Source organism: Streptomyces sp. SAS_270, assembly GCF_052543295.1.
Window position 1 is genome coordinate 67,924 of sequence record NZ_JBMNDS010000001.1, and the last position, 18,950, is coordinate 86,873.

General features: G+C 69.8%; 19 protein-coding genes. 11 read left to right on the forward strand and 8 right to left on the reverse strand.

Going from position 1 to position 18,950, the window contains the following annotated elements; all coding sequences use genetic code 11:
- Positions 1-124 precede the first annotated feature (124 nt).
- A complete protein-coding gene (locus ACN6LB_RS00375; RefSeq protein ID WP_356139720.1) occupies positions 125-310 on the reverse strand; it encodes a hypothetical protein in 186 nt (61 codons plus the stop codon).
- A 207-nt stretch (positions 311-517) separates the two neighbouring features.
- Between ACN6LB_RS00375 and ACN6LB_RS00380 the strand changes: the two genes are divergently transcribed.
- Complete coding sequence (locus tag ACN6LB_RS00380; protein WP_356139719.1) at positions 518-1,426, forward strand: GntR family transcriptional regulator; 909 nt, start codon at positions 518-520, stop codon at positions 1,424-1,426.
- Positions 1,427-1,504: 78 nt separating this feature from the next.
- Here the strand turns inward: ACN6LB_RS00380 and ACN6LB_RS00385 are convergent, their stop codons facing one another.
- Positions 1,505-1,693, reverse strand: coding sequence for a hypothetical protein (locus ACN6LB_RS00385; protein ID WP_356139718.1), 189 nt, complete (start codon positions 1,691-1,693; stop codon positions 1,505-1,507).
- 171 nt (positions 1,694-1,864) lie between these two features.
- Between ACN6LB_RS00385 and ACN6LB_RS00390 the strand changes: the two genes are divergently transcribed.
- Together ACN6LB_RS00390 and ACN6LB_RS00395 are read left to right on the forward strand one after the other, a co-directional pair.
- Entirely contained in the window at positions 1,865-2,743 is an 879-nt protein-coding gene (locus tag ACN6LB_RS00390) for a winged helix-turn-helix domain-containing protein (protein ID WP_356139717.1), read from the forward strand.
- Between the two features lie 74 nt (positions 2,744-2,817).
- Positions 2,818-3,495, forward strand: coding sequence for an HAD family hydrolase (locus ACN6LB_RS00395; RefSeq protein ID WP_445024055.1), 678 nt, complete (start codon positions 2,818-2,820; stop codon positions 3,493-3,495).
- Here the strand turns inward: ACN6LB_RS00395 and ACN6LB_RS00400 are convergent.
- Positions 3,486-3,620: a hypothetical protein gene (locus ACN6LB_RS00400; protein WP_356139715.1), complete on the reverse strand. Its 135-nt coding sequence runs from the start codon at positions 3,618-3,620 to the stop codon at positions 3,486-3,488. The two genes, ACN6LB_RS00395 and ACN6LB_RS00400, sit on opposite strands and share 10 nt — an antisense overlap.
- Before the next feature lie 245 nt (positions 3,621-3,865).
- Between ACN6LB_RS00400 and ACN6LB_RS00405 the strand changes: the two genes are divergently transcribed.
- The 3 genes from ACN6LB_RS00405 to ACN6LB_RS00415 all read left to right on the forward strand — a co-directional run bounded on the left by ACN6LB_RS00405 (position 3,866) and on the right by ACN6LB_RS00415 (position 8,259).
- Positions 3,866-4,783 (forward strand): GntR family transcriptional regulator, encoded by a 918-nt coding sequence (locus ACN6LB_RS00405; RefSeq protein WP_445024056.1) that lies wholly within the window; start codon positions 3,866-3,868, stop codon positions 4,781-4,783.
- A gap of 303 nt (positions 4,784-5,086) precedes the next feature.
- The gene (locus tag ACN6LB_RS00410) at positions 5,087-7,183 is read left to right on the forward strand and encodes a phosphotransferase family protein (protein WP_445024190.1); all 2,097 of its coding nucleotides are present in this window, start codon (positions 5,087-5,089) and stop codon (positions 7,181-7,183) included.
- A 41-nt stretch (positions 7,184-7,224) separates the two neighbouring features.
- Positions 7,225-8,259 (forward strand): hypothetical protein, encoded by a 1,035-nt coding sequence (locus tag ACN6LB_RS00415; protein ID WP_445024057.1) that lies wholly within the window; start codon positions 7,225-7,227, stop codon positions 8,257-8,259.
- A 78-nt stretch (positions 8,260-8,337) separates the two neighbouring features.
- Here the strand turns inward: ACN6LB_RS00415 and ACN6LB_RS00420 are convergent, their stop codons facing one another.
- Positions 8,338-9,300 (reverse strand): zinc-binding dehydrogenase, encoded by a 963-nt coding sequence (locus ACN6LB_RS00420; protein WP_445024058.1) that lies wholly within the window; start codon positions 9,298-9,300, stop codon positions 8,338-8,340.
- A gap of 127 nt (positions 9,301-9,427) precedes the next feature.
- Here ACN6LB_RS00420 and ACN6LB_RS00425 point away from each other — a divergent pair, with 127 nt between their 5' ends.
- Positions 9,428-10,033 (forward strand): TetR/AcrR family transcriptional regulator, encoded by a 606-nt coding sequence (locus tag ACN6LB_RS00425; protein WP_445024059.1) that lies wholly within the window; start codon positions 9,428-9,430, stop codon positions 10,031-10,033.
- A gap of 147 nt (positions 10,034-10,180) precedes the next feature.
- On the forward strand, positions 10,181-12,232 hold the full coding sequence (locus tag ACN6LB_RS00430) for a HelD family protein (RefSeq protein ID WP_445024060.1): 2,052 nt from the start codon (positions 10,181-10,183) through the stop codon (positions 12,230-12,232).
- 106 nt (positions 12,233-12,338) lie between these two features.
- On the opposite strand, the gene ACN6LB_RS00435 is transcribed toward ACN6LB_RS00430, so the two are convergent.
- Entirely contained in the window at positions 12,339-13,106 is a 768-nt protein-coding gene (locus ACN6LB_RS00435; protein WP_445024191.1) for an SDR family oxidoreductase, read from the reverse strand.
- Between the two features lie 159 nt (positions 13,107-13,265).
- Between ACN6LB_RS00435 and ACN6LB_RS00440 the strand changes: the two genes are divergently transcribed.
- The 3 genes from ACN6LB_RS00440 to ACN6LB_RS00450 all read left to right on the forward strand — a co-directional run bounded on the left by ACN6LB_RS00440 (position 13,266) and on the right by ACN6LB_RS00450 (position 14,966).
- Positions 13,266-13,763, forward strand: a complete 498-nt coding sequence (locus ACN6LB_RS00440; protein ID WP_356139709.1) for a helix-turn-helix domain-containing protein — start codon at positions 13,266-13,268, stop codon at positions 13,761-13,763.
- Between the two features lie 145 nt (positions 13,764-13,908).
- Positions 13,909-14,496, forward strand: a complete 588-nt coding sequence (locus ACN6LB_RS00445; RefSeq protein ID WP_356139708.1) for a hypothetical protein — start codon at positions 13,909-13,911, stop codon at positions 14,494-14,496.
- A 128-nt stretch (positions 14,497-14,624) separates the two neighbouring features.
- Positions 14,625-14,966, forward strand: coding sequence for a DUF2516 family protein (locus tag ACN6LB_RS00450; RefSeq protein WP_356139707.1), 342 nt, complete (start codon positions 14,625-14,627; stop codon positions 14,964-14,966).
- Positions 14,967-15,063: 97 nt separating this feature from the next.
- Here the strand turns inward: ACN6LB_RS00450 and ACN6LB_RS00455 are convergent, their stop codons facing one another.
- From ACN6LB_RS00455 to ACN6LB_RS00465, 3 genes are all read right to left on the reverse strand, one after another.
- Entirely contained in the window at positions 15,064-16,371 is a 1,308-nt protein-coding gene (locus tag ACN6LB_RS00455) for a PP2C family protein-serine/threonine phosphatase (RefSeq protein ID WP_445024061.1), read from the reverse strand.
- Between the two features lie 294 nt (positions 16,372-16,665).
- Positions 16,666-17,781 (reverse strand): C40 family peptidase, encoded by a 1,116-nt coding sequence (locus tag ACN6LB_RS00460; protein WP_356139705.1) that lies wholly within the window; start codon positions 17,779-17,781, stop codon positions 16,666-16,668.
- Between the two features lie 186 nt (positions 17,782-17,967).
- Entirely contained in the window at positions 17,968-18,780 is an 813-nt protein-coding gene (locus ACN6LB_RS00465; protein ID WP_445024062.1) for a class I SAM-dependent methyltransferase, read from the reverse strand.
- Positions 18,781-18,950 lie beyond the last annotated feature (170 nt).

The window sequence follows — 18,950 nt, forward strand, 5'->3', positions numbered from 1 at the left end:
CCGTGCGGGTGGGTGGTGCCGTATCCGTAGCGATGAAGTTGTTGTGCGGTGGTGCGGACTGGCCGAGCTCCCGGCTCCCCTCCGGAGGGGAGCCCGGCCAGCCGGACTGCCAGGCGGTGCCCGGTCAGCCGGACTGGGCGAGCAGCATCACGAGGATCACAGCCCCGATGCCGCTGATCACGGTGTTCTTGGCCTTGAGTCCGATGGACAGCGCGACGAACGCGATGATGCCCATCGGCCCGTACTTCCACTGGATGAGCTGCTCGAACCCAATGGCGAGGGCTGCGACGGCGATGGCGATGAGCGGCATGCGGTCCCTCCTTCGGGACGGGGAGGCGGGCCCCCGCTGGGGGCTTGGCTCACCTGGTCGACAAAGTTGTCTACGGTGGCCAACCCCTTTGAAGTTTGACCATGTTGCTGAAGTTGGCGACCAACTTACTCTTACTTATCTCCGCGTTGGGACGACTCATAACCACCTATCCATCAAGTCCCCAAAGATGGCGGGAAGTTGTAGTGTTTGGTTGTGGAGCCGGAACATGCCGCCGTCAACGGGCGGAACAGGTCACCACGGCCGCCGCGGTCGCACCACGAGGTGGCCGACGAGCTGCGCAGCCGTATCAGGTCCGGGCAGCTGCGGCCGGGCGAGCGCATGCCCACGCAGGCCAAGCTGGCCGACGAGTTCGGTGTCGAGCGCGGCGCGGTGCGCCAGGCGCTGCGCATCCTGCAGTCGGAGCATCTGCTCGTGAACGTCTCCAAGGGCAGCCCGGCGACCGTCGCGCAGAGCTGGGGAAGGGCCCTGACCGGGCCGGAAGCCCCGCCGCAGCCCACCACGGTGGCGCTCGGCCCGCGGATCACCGCAGCCTTCGCGAAGCCTCATGTGGAGATCGACGCCCTGTGCCTGACGTGTGTCTCGCTCACGCTCGCGATGGGTGAGCCGTTGCGCCAGATCCACTCGGGGCGAATAAAACCGGCCAGGATCGACGTCCGGGTGCTGCTGCCCAGCCGGGACATCGACCTCGCCTTCCCGGCGAGGGTGGACGACACCGACGACGACCGGCTGCAGCGCCGCTGGCTGGCCCAGCGCAACGCCCAGGGGCAGGTCCTGCAGCACAACCTGCTGGCACTGCGCTCCACGCACGGCGTCGACGTACGGGTGACGTTCCGCGCGCTGCCGTTCACGCCGCCGGTGAAGTTGTACCTGCTGGGCGAGGCCGAGGCGCTCTTCGCGTACTACACGCTCACGCGGCGGGGCGAGGAGATCGACCACGAGTATCTGGAGATGTACGACGCGGAGGGCACGCAGTCGATGCTGTTCCCCTTCGCGCAGGGGACCGGGCTGCGGGACACCACGTTCGTCGAGCAGTCCCATCTGTGGTTCAACGCACTGTGGGAGACCATCAGCTCGGACCTTGTCCTGACGAGCTGAGGCCTCCCGGGCCGTTCGTGCGCGTGCGGGCGGTTGTGCGACCGTGTCGTTGTGCGGCGGCGTGTGGATCCGTGCAGGTCACAGGGTCGGGCCGGTGACCGTCAGGGCGAGGACGACCGCCCCGATGGAGCTGCACGCGGGGCTCTTGGCCTTGATGCCGATGCTGAGCAGCAGCAGTCCGACGATGCCCGAGGGCCCGTACTGCCATTGGACGATCTGCTCGAAGCCGACGACGAAGACGGCGGAGAGGAGGGCGATGACGGGCATGGTGGTTCCTCCTGCTTCTTCTGTTACATGGGTGGCGTGGTACCTCCGGAGGCAAAACTTCCGCCAACTTGGCTAAGTTGGTAACCAACTCTGATTAAGTTGTCCCCACTTGGCTACCAGTCATAAACAACTTTCAAGCAACTCCCCATAGATGGATGGAAGTTGTAGCGTTTGGTCGTGACCCAGGAGAACGTTGCAGTGAACGGCAGCAGAAGGCTCTCGCCGCAGGAGATCGCCGACGTCCTGCGGGACCGGATCCGGACCGGGGACCTCAGGGCGGGGGACCGCCTGCCCACCCAGGCCGAACTGGCCGACGAGTTCGGCGTGGAACGCGGCACCGTCCGCCAGGCGCTGCGCGCCCTCCAGGACGACGGGCTGCTGAGCAACGTGAGCAAGGGAAGCCCGCCGCGCATCGCCGAGGTGGCGCCGACGCGGGGGGAACCGCAGCCGACGATGGTCGCGCTGGCGCCCCGGCTGGCCGAGGCGTTCGCGTCCCCGGACGTCCGCGTCGATGCCGCCTGCCTCACCGCCGAGACACTGATGCTGGCCCTCGGCGAGCCGGTCCGCCTGATCCACGAGGGCCGGATCCGCCCCGACTCGATCGACGTACGCATCCTGCTGCCCAGCCGCGAGATCGACCTCGCCTTCCCGGCACCGGTGGACACCACCGGCGCGGGCGACCCGGTCCACAAACGCTGGCTCGACCAGCGCAACGCCCAGGGGCACGTCCTGCGCCACAACCTCCAGGCGCTGCGCCGCTCGCACGGCATCGACGTCCGCGTGACGTTCCGCGCGCTGCCGTTCACCCCGCCCATGAAGCTGTACCTGCTCAACGAGGCGGAGGCCCTCTTCGCGTACTACATGGTCACCAAGCGCGAGGAGGAGGTGGGCGACGGGACGCTGGAGATGTACGACGCGCTCGGCGGCAAGTCCTTGCTGTTCTCCTTCGAGAAGCGGGCCGGCCAGCGGGACGCCGCGTTTGTGGAGGAATCTCAGAAGTGGTTCAACGCCCTCTGGGAAACCATCACCACTGACCTGACACTCTCCTAGTGACTTCTGATACGGCGCAGACCGAACAGGTGGCTTCCGAACAAGTGGCAGCGGAGACAGAGAACCTGCGGAAAGTGATCGAACGCGCTCGCTTCGTGCTCTTCGACTTCGACGGACCGATCTGCCGGTTGTTCGCGGGGCACTCGGCGGAGGACGTGGCGAAGGATCTGGTGGAGTGGCTCGGGCGGCAGGGACTGCGCGGACTGCTGACCGAGGAGGAGCGCGTCCACCCGGACCCGATGGCCGTCCTGTACGCGGTCAACCGGCGCCATCCGCACAGCGATCTGGTGACCGAGCTGGAGGAGCGGCTCACCCAGCAGGAGCTGAAGGCGGTGCCCTCCGCCTGGCCCACCGCGTACGCGGACCCGCTGATACGGACCTGGAGCGCCGTCGGAGCCCGGCTGGCCATCGCCACCAACAACTCGGCGGGCACCGCTGCCCGTTACCTCGAGACCCGCGGCCTCACCGACTGCTTCGCCCCCAACATCTACGGCCGCACCCAGGAACTGGAACACCTCAAGCCCCACCCCCACTGCCTCAACCGCGCCCTGAACGCCCTGGGCGCCGCCCCCTCCACCGCCCTCATGATCGGCGACGCCCCCTCGGACCTGGCCGCGGCCCGGCGCGCCGGCGTTCCGTTCCTCGGCTACGCGCGTAACGCCGACAAGGAGAAGTGGCTGCGGGACGCGGGCGCCGAGGATGTGGTGGGGTCGTTGGAGCCGGTGTTGCGGGTGTTGCGGGGTCAGGCCTGAAGCTGAAGGATCAGCAGCAGGAGCGCGAAGGCCGTCCAGCCGACCAGGCGAGGGTGGCCCGCCCGGATGCCCACCAGCAGCAGGGTCAGCAGGACCAGGCCCACGAGTCCGAGCCTCGTCTGCACCAATTGCGTTGCTGAGAATTCGACAGCCGCACCTAAGAGTTGAAAGAAAACCATGTCCCCCACCTGTCCACTTCAGTGATTCGATCAACTACCCGTCCAATTGGACTGATTGCCTTGAAGTTGGTCTGCCCTACCTGCTAGATCCCTTAACTTCCAGGCCGCTTATGGATGTGCCGACCGGCAGATCCAGCCACCAATGTGACTGGAAGCGTTTGCCCGAAGGCAGAGCGCGGTACGGTCGCGATGTGAGCGAAGAGCGCGGCGACGGAGGCGGTGGCGGCAGCGGCACGGAGTTCGAGCGTGTCCTGGATGTGCTGCGCACCCGTATCGCCGACGGCACGTACGCGGAGGGCACTCAACTGCCACCGCAACGTGAACTCGCCGATGAGTTGGGGGTGTCGCGCGACACCGTGCAGCGCGTCATGCGCGAGATGAACAGCGAGGGCTGGATCAAGTCCCGTCAGGGCAGCGGATCGCGGGTGGTGAAGAGCCCCATTCACCTGCGGGCCTCGGAGCCGGAGGCACCTCGGGTGCGGGCGGCCCTGGGCACCTTCATCGCGCGAGCCTTCGCTCAGCCGACCGTCCAATTGGACGTCTTCACTCTTACGTCCGAGTCCCTGGACGCCCACATCCGGCTGCAGGCGGAGCGGATCCGCCTCGGCGAGATCGCGCCCCAACGCGTGACGCTGCGCATGCTGTTGCCCTCGGAGTCGTTCGATCACCCGTATCCCCGCGCGCAGCAGCCGAACGGTGAGGAGGGGCCGCGGCAGGACCCCGACCAGCCCAATCGGTTGCAGGAGCGGCTGCGGGGCATCACCCGCCGGCACACGACCTCGTTGCGTACCGCACTGCGCGACCTTCAGGCGGAAGGTCTGGTGCCCCATGCGAGCGTGGAGATTCGGCACGTCCGGCTGACCCCGACGTTCAAGCTGTATCTGCGTCCGGGGGTCGAGGCCCTGTTCGGCCCGTACAAAGTGATCGAGCGCCCCATCCTGCTGGACGACGGCACCGAGGTCGCCGCCCTGGACGTCCTCGGCCTGGGCTCGGCGCTGACCCGCTTCGTCAACGACGAGGGCGACCCGGACGCCCCGGGTTCCGTGTTCATGGGGAGCATGCAGGACTGGTTCGACTCCTGCTGGGAACTCCTCGCCGATCCGGTCTGAAACCCGCTCGGAATCCAGCGGACTTCGAACGGCGTGAGGCTCACGGGTGGTATCCCTCTCAAGTCGGTATCGAATGCCGGAGTCCTCGCAGCCGTACCTGTGGGCGGGCACTAAGGTGTGCTCACTTCTCTCGCGGCGCATGAACATCAGCGGCGACACACAGTTATTCAGGAGTGACCCGTGGGCGGTCCACCAAGGCCCGGTTTGCCCGCTCTGGAAAGGGTGGACGGCGCGTACGCAGACTTCGTGCGCTACGCCCGGGCCTTCGGGTCGTTCGGCCGTGGGCACCACAACCTGAACTACATGGTGCGGCCGCTCACCGAGGCCCAGTCCCGTCTGGTGGGCGGCGACAGCGGGCAGCCGGTCACCGTGCGGCTGCGGATTCCGTCGGCGCTGCCCGTGGTCATCAGGACGTGGCAGGACGAGGCGGAGATCCTCAACACGATCCGTGCCGTGCTGCCGCATGTCCCGCAATGCCTGGTCAAGCGCCGGGACATGACCATCCTCAGTTATGTCGAGGGTGTGCCGCTGTCCAGTATCTGCCCCGGCGGCAAGCCGGTGGACCCCGATCTGATCCACGCCCTCGCCCACCTCCTCGCGGACATGACCGAGGTGCGCAGGAAGGATCTGCCCCCCGTACCGATGTCCTGGCCTCGCTCCAGCCGGGACAGCAGTGCTTTCCTGCGTGCGTTGGCGTTCGCGGCCGAAGAACAGATCAGGCAGCGCAACTGGGCGGAGTTCGGCGGGCTGTTCGCGATGCTGGGCATCCCCGAGAACGCGATGGTGCGGTTCGCGGAGCGGGTGCCCAGGCTCATCAGCCGCCCCTTCAGCCTGCTCCACACCGATCTGCACCGGGACAACGTGATCGTCTCGTATCACGGTGACCCGCCTCTGATCTGCGTCGACTGGGAACTCGCCACCTACGGCGATCCGCTGCACGACCTCGCGACGCACCTGGTGCGGATGCAGTACCCCGACTACCAGTGGCCCGAGGTGATCGCGGCCTGGCGCGAGGTCATGGGCGAGCGCCGCAGCAAGGCCGTCAACGGACTCGACCGGGATCTGAAGCACTACGTCGCCTTTGAGCGTGCCCAGTCCGTCTACCCGGATGTGATGCGCGCCGCCACCGCGCTCGGCGACTCCTTCGGCCAGCGGGATCTTGATGCCGCGACCCAGGCGGTGTTCCGTGCGCTGATCGCGGCAGAGGAACCGTTGCAGCTCAAGAGCGTGCCTGACGAGAACGAGATCGAGCGCATTCTCTACCGGTGGAACGAGTCACACGGAGGCCGGCGCAATCAGCGCAGGTCCGTGTCGCAGATCGTCTGGCAGCGCGACTACAGGGTTCCTGTGCATCCGGAGTTCACCTTGTCGGCGGTGAGCAGGGCGCTGTTCGAGGAGGGCGCCGCTTCCGCGGACCGTGTGTTCAAGGGAACGGCTCACCTCAGTACGGCGGTTCGGGTGCAGGGAGTCGACTTCCCGGTCATGGTTCGCCGGAAGGTGGGGTCGGTGAACCCCCGGGAACGCCGGTTTCTCAACGAGCACGCGGTGCTGCGGGCGATCGAGCGGTCCGGCGTTTCCGTACGGGCGCCCCGGGTGCTGGCCCTGGGCACCAGCGGCCTGCAGGAACCGTTCACGATCCACTCCTATGAAGGGCCCGCGGACGGGAGCCCGCCTGATCACCCCGCGGATGGCCTCCGGCCCCATGAGGCGGACGATCTCGTGGACCAGCTGTGCGCGCTGACCAGAGTGGACTGCGAGAAAGTGGGTCCCGGCAGGGGACTCGACTTCCACCGGGAGCTCCAGGACGAGCTGGTCCGCATGGTGAATGAACTTCCCACCGGGACACGTGACTTGGCGCGGGAGCTGGGACTGCCCAGCAGCTTCCGGCTGGGGGAGATCCTCGACCGCCATATCCTGACCCCCCGTCGGCCGGTGCTCCTGCACGGTGACCTCAACCCGTGGAACCTCGTCCGCAGGGAACAGGGCGGCCTGACCCTCATCGACTGGGAGATGGCGATGGTCGGCGACCCGCTGTACGACCTGGTCCGCCATATGCACCTCACCCCGACACGGCCTGAGATCCGCGAGCGCCTGTTCGCCCGTTGGGCCGCCCGTCTGCCGGAGGACTGCACCAAGGGCTGGCGCGACGACTGGCAGGTCTACCGGTGGATCGAGGTGGTCCGCTCGGCCTACGTCGACCTCGACCGTCTGGTGACCGGTGACAGCCTGGACGCCCCCAACGTCCGGCGCGCCGTGGACACGTACGCGATGACCCTGGCCTCGGCCACGGCGGCACTCGGGCTGAAGGGCAAGTCGACGGCGAACCCCTATCTTGCCCGTGCGCTGCCGCACGGCGACCATGGAGGTCGATGGACAGCCGGGGTCCCCGCGGACTGCTGAACCACCGCCGGGCGCCTTGGCCTTGGGGGAGGGGTCTGCGGATGTCCGGTGGCGGGAGCAGGACGGTCGACGACACGATGGGCGATCGACTGAAGCGGTTCCAGTCCCGCTACGAGCCGGCGTTCACGCGGTTCCTGCTGATGGCGATCTTCGTCACCGGACTGACGGCCCAGTTCGTGAAGCCCGTGGGAGACGCCCTGCAGGACAAGGCGTTCCTCGGTGGCGCCCTGCTCAGTCTGGTCGGTTACGTGCTGTACGACACGGTGAAGGACCTGGCCGTGTCGATCCGGCTGCCACCGCGCATCCAGGTCGAGTCCCGGGAACTGGGCAGCTTCGTGAACGAGGCGTTCCACGCCCGGGAAGTGGAGATCTCCTTCCTCGGCTACACGGGAGAGACGCTCTGCAACGAGCTCTTTCACCGTCTCGAAGGGCTCCTGGAGGATCCCGGACCGACCCGGCATGTCTCGGTCAGGGTGCTGATCCCGGACTTCGCACTGCCGATGACCGTGCCCTCGCGCGTCGGCGAGCACGGCGTGCCCGTGGACGACCCGGACTTCCGCAACCGCCTGGAGCTGAAGTGCAAGGAGTACGACGAGACGCTGTCCGGGATCGAGGAGCGCCTCAACGCCCTGGGGCGGGTGAGCGCGGAGTGCGAGTACCGCGTCTATCCCGGCATACCGAGGGAGAAGATCTGCGTCTTCAACCAGGAGCATGTGCTCCACGGTCTCTACAACATGGCGGCGCGCACCATGCTCCGCAGTGCGGGCCCCGAGTTCTACGACCCCAAGGGCTACCGCACCGACCTCAGCGTCTGGTCCCGAGGGGCCGGGGATGACGCCAGGGCCGTGGTCGCCACCTGGAACCAGCATCTCGACGATCTGTGGAAGCTGTCGCTGAAGCCGAGTTGGCGGCGGCCTGCCGGGCCTGCCGGGCCTGCCGGGCCTGCCGGGCCTGCCGGGCCGGACGGATCGGCAGGGGCGGGCAGTGCAGGCAGTGCGGGCAGCGCCGGCAGTACGGCCGGATCCGGTGCGGGCGGATCCGGGGCGGGCGGTTCGGCCGGCTCGGCGGCGGCCTGAGTCGGGCCGTCCCGCCTCCGTTCGCCAACGCCCTTACGGCGTACTGCCCTTCAGACGATGCCGGTTCGTTCCGTCCCCTCACACCTCCAACACCACCTTCCCCACCGCCCCCCGCCCTTCAATGGCCGCGTGCGCTTCCCCCGCCCGCTCCAGCGGGAACACCTCGCCGATCACCGGCCGCAACCGCCCCGCCGCGGCCTCCGCCAAAGCCTCGGACGTGTAGCGCCGCAGGTCGGCCGGGTCGAACTGGACGTCCGCGATGCCGTAGAGGGTGATGCCCCGGCGGGTGGCCTCCTCCGGGTCCACGGCGGAGAAGCCGCCGGACGGGGCGCCGTGGGCCGAGAAGCGGCCGCCGTCGGAGGTCAACGGGAAGGCGGCTGCGCCGAGTTGGCCGCCGACTCCGTCCAGGACGACGTCGGCGGCGCCGCCGAGGGCCGCGCGGGCGGCGTCCGGCCAGTCGGGTGAGGTGGAGTCGACGGCCGCGTCCGCGCCCAACTCCCGTATGAGGGCGAGCTTTTCGGCGCTCCGGGCCACGCCCACCACCCGTGCGCCGCGGGCGTGTGCAAGTTGGATCAGCAGGGTGCCCATGCCGCCGGAGGCGCCGAGGACCAGGACGCGGTCGGTGGGGCCGATCGCGGTCAGTTCGAGGAGGCCGGTGGCGGTGACGCCGTCGTGGACCAGGGCCGCGGCCGGGAGGAGGTCGAGGTCGTCGGGGACCACCGTGAGGGCCGAGGTCGCGGCCACGGCGCGCTCCGCGTAGCTGCCGGTCACGAACGCGGTGACACGGCGGCCCAGCCACTCGGCCGGTACGTCCGGACCGAGGGCGCCGACCACGCCCGACACGCCGCCCCCGGGGACGTACGGCGGTGTCACCGGGAAGAAGTCGCGGCCCCAGCCCGCCCGGATCTGGGTCTCGACGAAGATCGTGTCGGCGTATGCGACGTCGATCAGGACCTCGCCCGGTCCCGGCTGGAGGTCCGGTACCTCGACCGGGGCCAGGGCCTCGGGGCCGCCGAATTCCTTCACCTGTGCTGCACGCATGGGATCACTCCGTCGGAGATCAAAGTTCGAAGTTCGTGAACGGTGTCGTTGGGGAGTCTTCGACCTCAAGTCGAGTTGAGGTCAAGGGGTGGCAGGGGCGGCGCGATGCGGTGCGTAGGCTCGGGGCATGGGTGAGAGCGGGCTGCGCGAGCGCAAGAAGCAGCGGATGTACCAGGCCGTGTCCGACATCGCGATCGGGCTCTTCCTGGAGAAGGGGTTCGACGCGGTGTCCGTCGCGGAGGTCGCCGCCGTCGCCGAGATCTCCAAGCCGACCCTCTTCCGGTACTTCCCGTCCAAGGAGGACCTGGTCCTGCACCGGTTCGCCGACCACGAGGACGAGCCGGCCCGCGTCGCGGCGCGCGGCCCCTCCCCGCTGGCGGCTCTGCGGCAGAACTTCCTCGACGGGCTGGAGCGGTGCGACCCGGTCACCGGACTCAACGACGCCCCGGGCGTCCTCGCCTTCCACCGGCTGCTCTACGGGACCCCGTCCCTGGCGGCACGGCTGCACGGCTACCTGGAGCGGTCCGAGGCCGCGCTCGGCGAGGCCCTCGGCGGAGACCTGGACGCGCGGGTCGCCGCCGGGCAGATCATCGCCGTACAGCGGATTCTCGCTCTGGACAACTGGCGGCGGATCGCGGAGGGGGAGAGCGCGGAGCAGGTGCGCGGCGATGCGGTGGAGGCGGCCGAGCGGGTGTTCGCGCAGCTCGCGGCGGGGTTGCCGCGGTTCGCCTGAGAGCGGATCGGGTCAGATCGGATCACATGGATCTCGGGTCAGATCACGCAGATCTCGGGGCAGGTGGCACGGATCTCGGGGCAGGCCGCACGGATGAGGCTCGGTACATAATGTTACTCGGTTACGTTTTCCGCTAGTCTTGGTGGAATGACGTCACCCGACCCCGCCCTCGCCGCCTCCCTCGCCCGCGAACGCGTCTACCACGACACCTGTCGTGCCGCCCTCGCGGCCATGGTCGACGGCGCCGAGGAACAGGTCGTCATCGGCGAGGACGTCTCCGCCTCCGGTGCCGATGCCGAAGTGCTCGGCTACCAGTTCCGCAGCCGGGCCAAGGAGATGCGCGAGCTGCCCGAAGGCCCCCTGTTCTTCGGGCGGTTGAACTTCCTGGACCGCGACGAGAACGGCGCGGACCGCGAGCACGCCGGCCAGAGCTACCGCATCGGGCGGCTGCGCATCTCCGAGCACCCCGCCGCCCCGCCCCTCGTCGTCGACTGGCGCGCACCCGTCTCGCGCGCCTTCTACCAGGCGAGCGCCCGCGATCCACAGGGCGTCGCAGTCCGCCGGCGCTTCGGCTGGGCACCCGGCAGCCGCGGTGACTCCGCCGACCTCACGGGTCTTGAGGACGAGCGCCTGGCAGCGGGCGAGGCGGTGGAGAGCCGGCTCCTCGCGGGCGAGATCGAACGGCCGCGCGTCGGCCCCATGAGGGACATCGCCGCGACCATCCAGCCCGAACAGGACGATCTCGTACGAGGCGAACTCGCCGTCTCCGTCTGCGTGCAGGGCGCACCGGGCACCGGCAAGACGGCCGTCGGCCTACACCGCGCCGCCTATCTCCTCTACACCTACCCGCAGCGCATCCGCCGCAGCGGCCTCCTCATCCTCGGCCCCAACCGCACCTTTCTCTCCTACATCTCGGAGGTGCTGCCCGCCCTCGGCGAGACCGGCGTACGGCAGTCGACCATCGGGGACGAGATCGCGCGCCATCCGGTACGCGCCGAGGACGACCCGCGCACGGCCGGCGTCAAGCACGACGCCCGCATGGCCGAGGTGCTGCGCCGGGCCCTGTACGCGCGGGTCGCGCCGGCGACGGCGGAGGTCAACTCCGTTGTCGTGCCGGACGGTTCGTACCGCTGGCGGGTGCCCGACCGGGAACTGCGGCGGATCGTCGACGACGTACGGGCCGAGGAGCCGCCGTACGCCATCGGGCGCGAGCGGGTGCGTACCCGGGCCGTCCGGTATCTGCAGGCGCAGGCCGAGCTGCGGGCCGGGCCGTGCACGAACGCCTGGGTGCAGAAGATCGCGCGGTCGCGGCCGGTCGGGGCGTACGTCGACGCGGTCTGGCCCCGGGTCCGGGCCGAGGAGGTGGTGGCCGAGCTGTTCACCGACCCCGAGGCGCTCGCCGCCGCCGCGGACGGCATGCTCGACGCGGACGAGCAGAAGGCGCTGCTCTGGGCGAAGCCGCCGCGTTCGTACAAGTCGGCCCGGTGGTCGGCCGCCGACCTTGTTCTTCTCGACGAGGTCGCCGGTCTGATCGAACACCCCGAGGGTTACGGCCACTTGGTCGTCGACGAGGCGCAGGACCTGTCGCCGATGGAGTGCCGGGCGATCGCGCGCCGTGCGCCGTTCGGTTCACTGACCGTGCTCGGTGATCTCGCGCAGGGCACGACCCCCTGGGCGGCGCGCGACTGGTCCGAACTCCTCGGCCACCTGGGCAAACCGGATGCCGCGGTGGTGCCGCTGACGATCGGCTTCCGGGTGCCCGGCGCCGTCGTGGAACTCGCCAACCGCCTGCTGGAACAACTGGACGTGGGCGTTCAACCGGCCCGATCCCTGCGCCAGGACGGGGAGTTGAGGATCCGCGAGGTGACCGACCTGCCCGCCGGAACCGTCGACGCCGTGCGCGACGCGCTCGCGCACGAGGGCTCCATCGGGGTCATCGTCGCCGACGAGGATGTCGTACGGCTGCGGGAGGCGCTGCACGCGGCGGACATCGGGACCGTCGGTCCTGACGAACTGGGCGCCCGTGTCACGGTGTTGCCCGCGGCCCTCGCCAAGGGCCTCGAGTACGACCATGTCGTGGCCGTCGAGCCCGCGACCGTGGTCGAGGCGGAGGAGCGCGGACTGCACCGGCTGTACGTCGTCCTGACGCGGGCGGTGTCCCGGCTGGACGTGGTGCACAGCCGCCCACTGCCCTGGTGAGCCGCCCTGGGTGACCCGCCCGGTCAGGAGACTGACAGGTGACGCTCGGGTGCGACGCATGTGGGAACCGACCCGGGTGTTCGGCGAGGAGCGACGCATGTGGGGGCTATCCCGCGTGCTCGGCGAGGAAGTCCTCCCAGGTCAGCTTGCCCGTGAGGGACCCTTCGAGGGCCAGGTTCTCGCCGGCCCGGTAAGCGCGACCGGTCTTTCCCGGCAGCCGGACCGGCAGCTTCGGCCGGCGCTTGCCGCTCACCTTCAGGTATCCGCGGATCAGCTCGGCCATGTCGTACACCCGCGGTCCGGCGATGTCGGGCACCAGGCCGGCCGCCTCGCCGAGAGTGAGTTCCACGAGCCGGGCCGCCACCTCGCGGGAGTCGACCGGCTCCAGCCGCAGGCCGCCGGGCACCGGTACCACCGGAAGCTTCGCCATGCCCCGCACCATCTTCAGGGTCAGGTCGTGGAACTGGGCGGCACGCAGGGTCGTCCACGGGATCCCGGACTCGCTCACCGCCTGCTCGGCGGCCAGCTTGGACTGCAGCCACTTCACCGGGAGCCGGTCCGCGCCGATCACCGAGATGTAGACGAGGTGCCGGACCCCGGCTCGCGATGCGGCCCGCACCAGGTTGCGGGTCGCCTCGTCGTCGCCCTTCGGGCCGCCCGCGAGGTGCAGGACGGTCTCGACGCCTTCCAGCGCGGCCTCGATCCCCTCGCCCTTGAGCAGATCGGCGGCCACGTACGAGACGCCGTTCTCGGCGGCGCGGCCGTGCCGGCTGAGCACCCTTACCTCGTGTCCCGCGTCCCGCAGCAGCGGGACTACATGGCTGCCGAGCGTGCCCGTGCCGCCGGTCACCAGGATGGGGGAGGTGGTGGTCATCGTCGTCTCCAGTTCCTTCGTCAATTCCTTGGTTCCTTCGGGGTTCTGCAGTCATGAACCGCGGAGGCGAGGGAATGTGACAGGGAGCCCGAAGTGGCGTGGCACACTTTTGCAAGCAGGTGCTTGCAATAGTTAGCGGCGGTGGTGCAGGGTGGAGCCATGGCATCACTCAACGTCGGCAATCTCGGTGAGTATCTGCGGGAACAGCGGCGCACCGCGCAACTGTCGCTGCGGCAGCTCGCCGACGCCGCCGGGGTGTCGAATCCGTACCTGAGCCAGATCGAACGCGGGCTGCGCAAGCCGAGCGCGGAGGTGCTGCAGCAGGTCGCCAAGGCCCTGCGGATCTCCGCCGAGACGCTGTACGTGCGGGCCGGCATCCTCGACGCCGAGCGGGACCGGGACGAGGTGGAGACGCGCGCCGTCATCCTCGCCGATCCCACGCTGAACGAGCGGCAGAAGCAGGTGCTGCTCCAGATCTACGAGTCCTTCCGCAAGGAGAACGGGTTCGAGATCACCCAGGCGAGCGAGGACGTGCAGACCGCCGAGCCCGAGCCGGAGCCACCATCGCAATCGAAGTCGACATCGCAGTCGCGGTCACGGAGGCGCACGCCTCCGGCCGACGGCAGTGATGCCGATCCACAGCAGACCGCCGGCTGACGGGCGACAGACGAGCAGCGGGCGAGCAACACCCACCGTCCTCGGTGGGGCACGACCGGAACAACGGCAGACAGTGCGGTCTCGCCGCGCACACCACGCAGGACCAAAACCCTCAACCGAAAGCGCATCCGGGAGGACCATCACCATGGCCATCACTGACGACATCCGCAAGGCCGCCGCCGACCCGACCCCGCTCTACTTCCTCGCCGGCACCGCCGACCTGGCGGTTCAGCAGGCCAAGAAGGTGCCCGCGATCGTCGAGCAGATCCGTGCCGAGGCGCCGGCGCGCATCGAGAGCGTCCGCAACATCGACCCGACCGCCGTGCAGGAGAAGGCCACCACCCGCGCCAAGGAGGCGCAGGAGACCCTCCAGGCCAAGGTGACGGAGTTCCTCGGCACCCTCGACACCGACCTGAAGAAGATCGGTGAGTCGGCCCAGGACTTCGCCCTGCGTGGTGTCGGTGTCGCCGCCGAGTACGCGGTGAAGGCCCGGGAGACGTACGAGAAGGTCGCCGAGCACGGCGAGGAGACCGTGAAGGCCTGGCGCGGCGAGGCGGCCGAGGAGATCGAGGAGCTGGCCGTCGCCGTCGAGCCGAAGGCGGAGCCCGTCGAGGTCAAGGACGAGGAGAAGCCTGCCGAGACCGCGGCCGACTCCGCGGCGAAGAAGCCGGTGGCGAAGAAGGCTCCGGCCCGCAAGACCACCGCGAAGAAGACCACGCCGCCGGCCAAGTAGTTCCAGCGGGCGGTACGGGCAAGCAGGCGGACCGTATGGGACAGGGCCGGGCACCTCTGGGGTGCCCGGCCCGTTCTACGGGTACGGTGGCCGCAAAGGGAGTCGGGAAGGAACGGGCGGGTGGCAGCATGCTGATGTTGGGCTTCGCGGGATTCTTGGGACTGCTGAAGATCGTCCTCATGGCCCTCGCCGCGTTCGGGCTGTTCGACGCCGCGTTCCGGCGCGAGGACGCCTTCCGCGCCGCGGACAAGCAGAACAAGATCTTCTGGCTGGTCATCCTCGGGATCGCCCTGGTGGTGAGCTACCTGTTCTCGATCCTGTCCTTCCTGCCGATCCTCGGCGTCATCGCCAGCATCGTCTACATCGTCGACGTGCGCCCGGCCCTGCGGCAGGTCTCCGGCGGAGGCCGCGGCGGCCGCCGCGGCTCCAGCAGCGACGGCCCGTACGGCCCGTACAACGGCGGCCGGTAACCCCCCACCCGGGCCCGGCAAAGGCTGCCCGGCCCAGCCCGGCAAGGGCGACCCAGTCCGGCCAGGCAAGGGCGACCCCCGCTCAGCCCGGCAAGGGCTACCGCACGCGATCCAGCAGCAGTACCGCCACGTCGTCCGTCAGTTCTCCGCCGTTGAGTTCGCGGACCTCGTTCACCGCGGCGCGCAGCAGCTTCTCGCCCGTCAGGCCCTGGGCGAGCTGGCGGCGGATCATCTCCACCATGCCGTCCTGGCCGAGGCGTTCGCGGCCCTCGCCGATCCGGCCCTCGATCAGGCCGTCGGTGTAGAGCATCAGGCTCCAGGCGCCGCCCAGCTCCACCTGCTGGCGCGGCCAGCGGGCGCCGGGCAGCAGGCCGAGCGCGGGCCCGTTGTTCTGGTACGGCAGCAGCTGGGCGGGCCGGCCGGGGCGGGCGATCAGCGGGGACGGGTGGCCGGCCAGGCAGAGCCCGGCGCGGCGGCCGTCCGGAGCGATGTCGACCGTGCAGAGCGTCGCGAAGATCTCGTCGTCCGCGCGCTCGTGCTCCAGCACCTGCTGAAGCGTGGACAGCAGTTCGTCGCCGCACAGGCCCGCGAGCGTCAGCGCGCGCCAGGCGATGCGCAGCTCCACGCCGAGCGCCGCCTCGTCGGGCCCGTGCCCGCAGACGTCGCCGATCATCGCGTGCACCGTGCCGTCGGGCGTGCGGACCGTGTCGTAGAAGTCGCCGCCGAGCAGCGCGCGGGAGCGGCCGGGGCGGTAGCGGGCGGCGAAGCGCAGCGGGGAGCCCTCCAGGAGGGGCTTGGGCAGCAGGCCGCGCTCCAGACGGGCGTTCTCCTGGGCGCGCAGCCGGGACTCCGTGAGCCGCCGCTCGGCGGTGTCGGAACGTTTCCTCTCCACCGCGTAGCGGATCGCGCGGCTCAGCAGCCGGGCGTCCAGCTCGTCGCGGAACAGATAGTCCTGGGCGCCGACGCGCACCGCTTCGGCGCCCCCCTCGGCGTCGCCGGAGGCGGTGAGCGCGAGGACGGCGTGCCGGGGCGCGAGCCGCAGCACGTGCTTGAGCGCGGCCAGCTCGTCCTGCGCCTCGGCGGTGGCCCGGCCGGGGGCCGGCAGCGTGAGGTCGAGCAGGATGCAGTGGACGTCGTCGGTGAGCAGCCGCTCCGCCTCGGTGAGGTTGCGGGCGGTGCGGATACGGATCGGCTTGCCGGCCGCGTCCAGCATCTCGGGGACGCCGAGCGAGCCGGCCGGGTCGTCCTCGATGACCAGCAGGGTCAGATGGGCGGCGCTGTCGGCGGGGGCCTTGATGGTGCGGGCGGTTCCTTCCGAGGAGGGGCCGCCGGGTGTGAGCGCGGCCTGAGCCTGACCACACTCCACGGCCGGGATCGCTCTCTGCCGCGGCACGGGTACGGGCATCGTCTGGATTTCCTTCCCTCCCCCCGAGGGCGTGGCGGACCGAAGAACCTCGACCTGCCGACGGGGACCATAGCGTTAGCCGGCGCCGCAACGGAATGGTGTGGGACACCAGGTGCGGCAAAGGGCCACCGTCATATGCCGCATCCTGTAACGCACTTGGACATGGCGCGCCTTCCGAGGGGATGACGAACGTCACGTCCACGAGGTTGCGTGGCTCGGGGAACGTGTGCCAGGTCACGTGCGGTGCGTCACGCGCGGTGCGTCACGTGCGTGCCCCGCGCCAGGGGCCCGCCCTCACGCGTCGGGCCGCACGACTCCCAGGATCGGCATGGACCCCGCCCCGGTGATCGTCACCGTCCGCCCGGGCCGGGGCGCGTGCACCACGGCGCCGTCGCCGATGTACATCCCGACATGGCTCGCGTCGTCGAAGTAGATGATCAGGTCGCCGGGGCGCATGTCCTTCACGTCGACGTGGGTGAGCTGCTTCCACTGCTCCTGCGAGGTCCGCGGAATGCCGTGTCCGGCGGTCAGCCAGGCCTGCGAGGTCAGCCCCGAGCAGTCGTACGACCTCGGACCCTCCGCGCCCCACTCGTAGGGCTTGCTGATCTGGTCCGTCGCGAACTTCACGGCCTTCTTGCCCTGTTCGGACGCTTTTGTGTTGATCTCCGCGAGGACGCCGGAGCTCAGCCACGCAGTCTGCGCCTTCTGCGCGGCCTCTTCCTCCAGCTTCGCCAGCCGTGCCTTCTCTTCCTTCTCGAGCTGGGACTCCAGCTTCTCGGCGGCGGCGATCTGCTTCTTGATCTTCTTCTTGGCCTCGGCCTTGGCCTTGCGGTTGGCCTCCAGCTTCTTCCACTGGGCGGAGGCGTCCTTCTGGTACTGCTTCAGGTCCTGCTGCGTGCGCGTCATCTCCGCGAGCAGGCCCTTCGTCGCGTGCTCGCCCTGCCGCACCCGGCCCGCGCCGTCCAGGAACTGCTGGGGGTCGTCGCTCAGCCACAGCCGCGCCTCGGGCGGCAGCCCGCCGCCCCGGTACTGCGCCCGGGCCGCCGCGCCCGCGCGGTCCTTCAACTTGTCCAGCTTCGCCTGGCCCTTGACGATCTCGCGGGCCAGATCGACGATCTCGGCGGACTGCTTGTCGGCCTTCTCCTCCGCGGCGTTGTACGCGTCCGTGGCGACCGCGGCGTCGTGGTAGAGGTCGTCCAGCTTCTTGCGGACCGCCTCAAGATCCTTGGTGCTCTGGGGCGTTGGAGTGGTGCTCGAAGAGGGAGCCGGTGTGGGCGTCGGCGCCGGATTCGGGGTCCGCGCCGCGTGCGACGCAGGATTCGCATACGCCGTGCCCGGTGCCGCCAGCACCGCGCAGGCGCAGGCCAGGGCCATGGCCGCCATGGTCAGGCTCTGCTTGCCGGATCCCATTACTCCGCCCCCAAACTGATTTACCGTCAGTAACTTACGGACGTCTGGGGGATCGTGCCATGCCGTCGCACAATGCGACAGAGGCGGTACAGAGGCGGCCAGGAACTCCCTTCCCCCCTTCGCGCCCCCTCAACGCGATCTCCCCACCTGTGTGACGAAGGACTCACACGGAACGTTCCCCGCAGGTCAGCCCTTCGGGGCCAACGCCGCCCACGCCACCGTGACTTCGCCCTGCCGCCAGCGCGACACCCCGTCCGCCACCGGCCAGTCGGCCCTCAGGTCACGGACCGCCCTTATCCAGCGCTGCCGTGCGCCGTACGAGGCGTAGGGCGCGGCGGCGGCCCAGGCGCGGTCGAAGTCACGCAGGAACGCGTGCACCGGCTCGCCCGGTATGTTCCGGTGGATCAGCGCCTTCGGCAGGCGTTCGGCCAGGTCGGACGGGCGGTCCAGGGAGCCGAGCCGGGTGGCGAAAGTGACGGTGCGCGGACCCTCCGGGCCGAGCGCGACCCACACGTGCCGACGCCCGATCTCGTCGCAGGTCCCCTCGACGAGCAGTCCGCCCCGACCGCCCGGTCCCGCCGGGGCGAGCCGGGCGCACAGTCGCTCCCAGACCGCGGCCACCTGCTCCTCGTCGTACTGGCGCAGCACGTTCGCCGCGCGGATCAGCGACGGCCGCCCCTGCACCGGGACTTCGAAGCCGCCGTGCCGGAAGACGAGCCCCTCGCGTTCGTACGGCCGCGCGGCGGCGACCCGGGCAGGCTCGATCTCCACGCCGACCACGCGGACGCGGGGTGCCGCCGTCCGCAGCCGCTGGAGCAGCTCGACGGCCGTCCAGGGCGCCGCGCCGTAGCCGAGGTCGACCGCGACCGGTTCGTGCGACCTGCGAAGTTCGGCGCCGTGCACGGCCGTGATCCAGCGGTCCATGCGGCGCAGGCGGTTGGGGTTCGTCGTCCCGCGCGTCACCGTTCCCACGGGCCGGGACGCTGCGCGGGTTGTCATGCGTACGAGAGTAGGCGGCTTCGGCGACGGCCGGTCCGGCCTGTGGACAACCCTCCGGCGGCCGGAGCCGACGGCGACACGAACGCAATCCGACATCGAACAGTTGAGCTACCTGCAGTAATGATTCGGCAAAGACGCGCGAAGGCGCGGCGAGCGGGAAATGGAGCGGA

Coding starts and splice junctions, on each gene's coding strand:
- ACN6LB_RS00450 (WP_356139707.1), top strand. CDS start 14,625: ATGCTGATGTTGGGCTTCGCGGGATTCTTGGGACTGCTGAAGATCGTC.
- ACN6LB_RS00465 (WP_445024062.1), bottom strand. CDS start 18,780: ATGACAACCCGCGCAGCGTCCCGGCCCGTGGGAACGGTGACGCGCGGG.
- ACN6LB_RS00445 (WP_356139708.1), top strand. CDS start 13,909: ATGGCCATCACTGACGACATCCGCAAGGCCGCCGCCGACCCGACCCCG.
- ACN6LB_RS00415 (WP_445024057.1), top strand. CDS start 7,225: ATGTCCGGTGGCGGGAGCAGGACGGTCGACGACACGATGGGCGATCGA.
- ACN6LB_RS00375 (WP_356139720.1), bottom strand. CDS start 310: ATGCCGCTCATCGCCATCGCCGTCGCAGCCCTCGCCATTGGGTTCGAG.
- ACN6LB_RS00440 (WP_356139709.1), top strand. CDS start 13,266: ATGGCATCACTCAACGTCGGCAATCTCGGTGAGTATCTGCGGGAACAG.
- ACN6LB_RS00430 (WP_445024060.1), top strand. CDS start 10,181: ATGACGTCACCCGACCCCGCCCTCGCCGCCTCCCTCGCCCGCGAACGC.
- ACN6LB_RS00410 (WP_445024190.1), top strand. CDS start 5,087: ATGGTGCGGCCGCTCACCGAGGCCCAGTCCCGTCTGGTGGGCGGCGAC.
- ACN6LB_RS00435 (WP_445024191.1), bottom strand. CDS start 13,106: ATGACCACCACCTCCCCCATCCTGGTGACCGGCGGCACGGGCACGCTC.
- ACN6LB_RS00455 (WP_445024061.1), bottom strand. CDS start 16,371: ATGCCCGTACCCGTGCCGCGGCAGAGAGCGATCCCGGCCGTGGAGTGT.
- ACN6LB_RS00420 (WP_445024058.1), bottom strand. CDS start 9,300: ATGCGTGCAGCACAGGTGAAGGAATTCGGCGGCCCCGAGGCCCTGGCC.
- ACN6LB_RS00460 (WP_356139705.1), bottom strand. CDS start 17,781: ATGGGATCCGGCAAGCAGAGCCTGACCATGGCGGCCATGGCCCTGGCC.
- ACN6LB_RS00425 (WP_445024059.1), top strand. CDS start 9,428: ATGGGTGAGAGCGGGCTGCGCGAGCGCAAGAAGCAGCGGATGTACCAG.
- ACN6LB_RS00385 (WP_356139718.1), bottom strand. CDS start 1,693: ATGCCCGTCATCGCCCTCCTCTCCGCCGTCTTCGTCGTCGGCTTCGAG.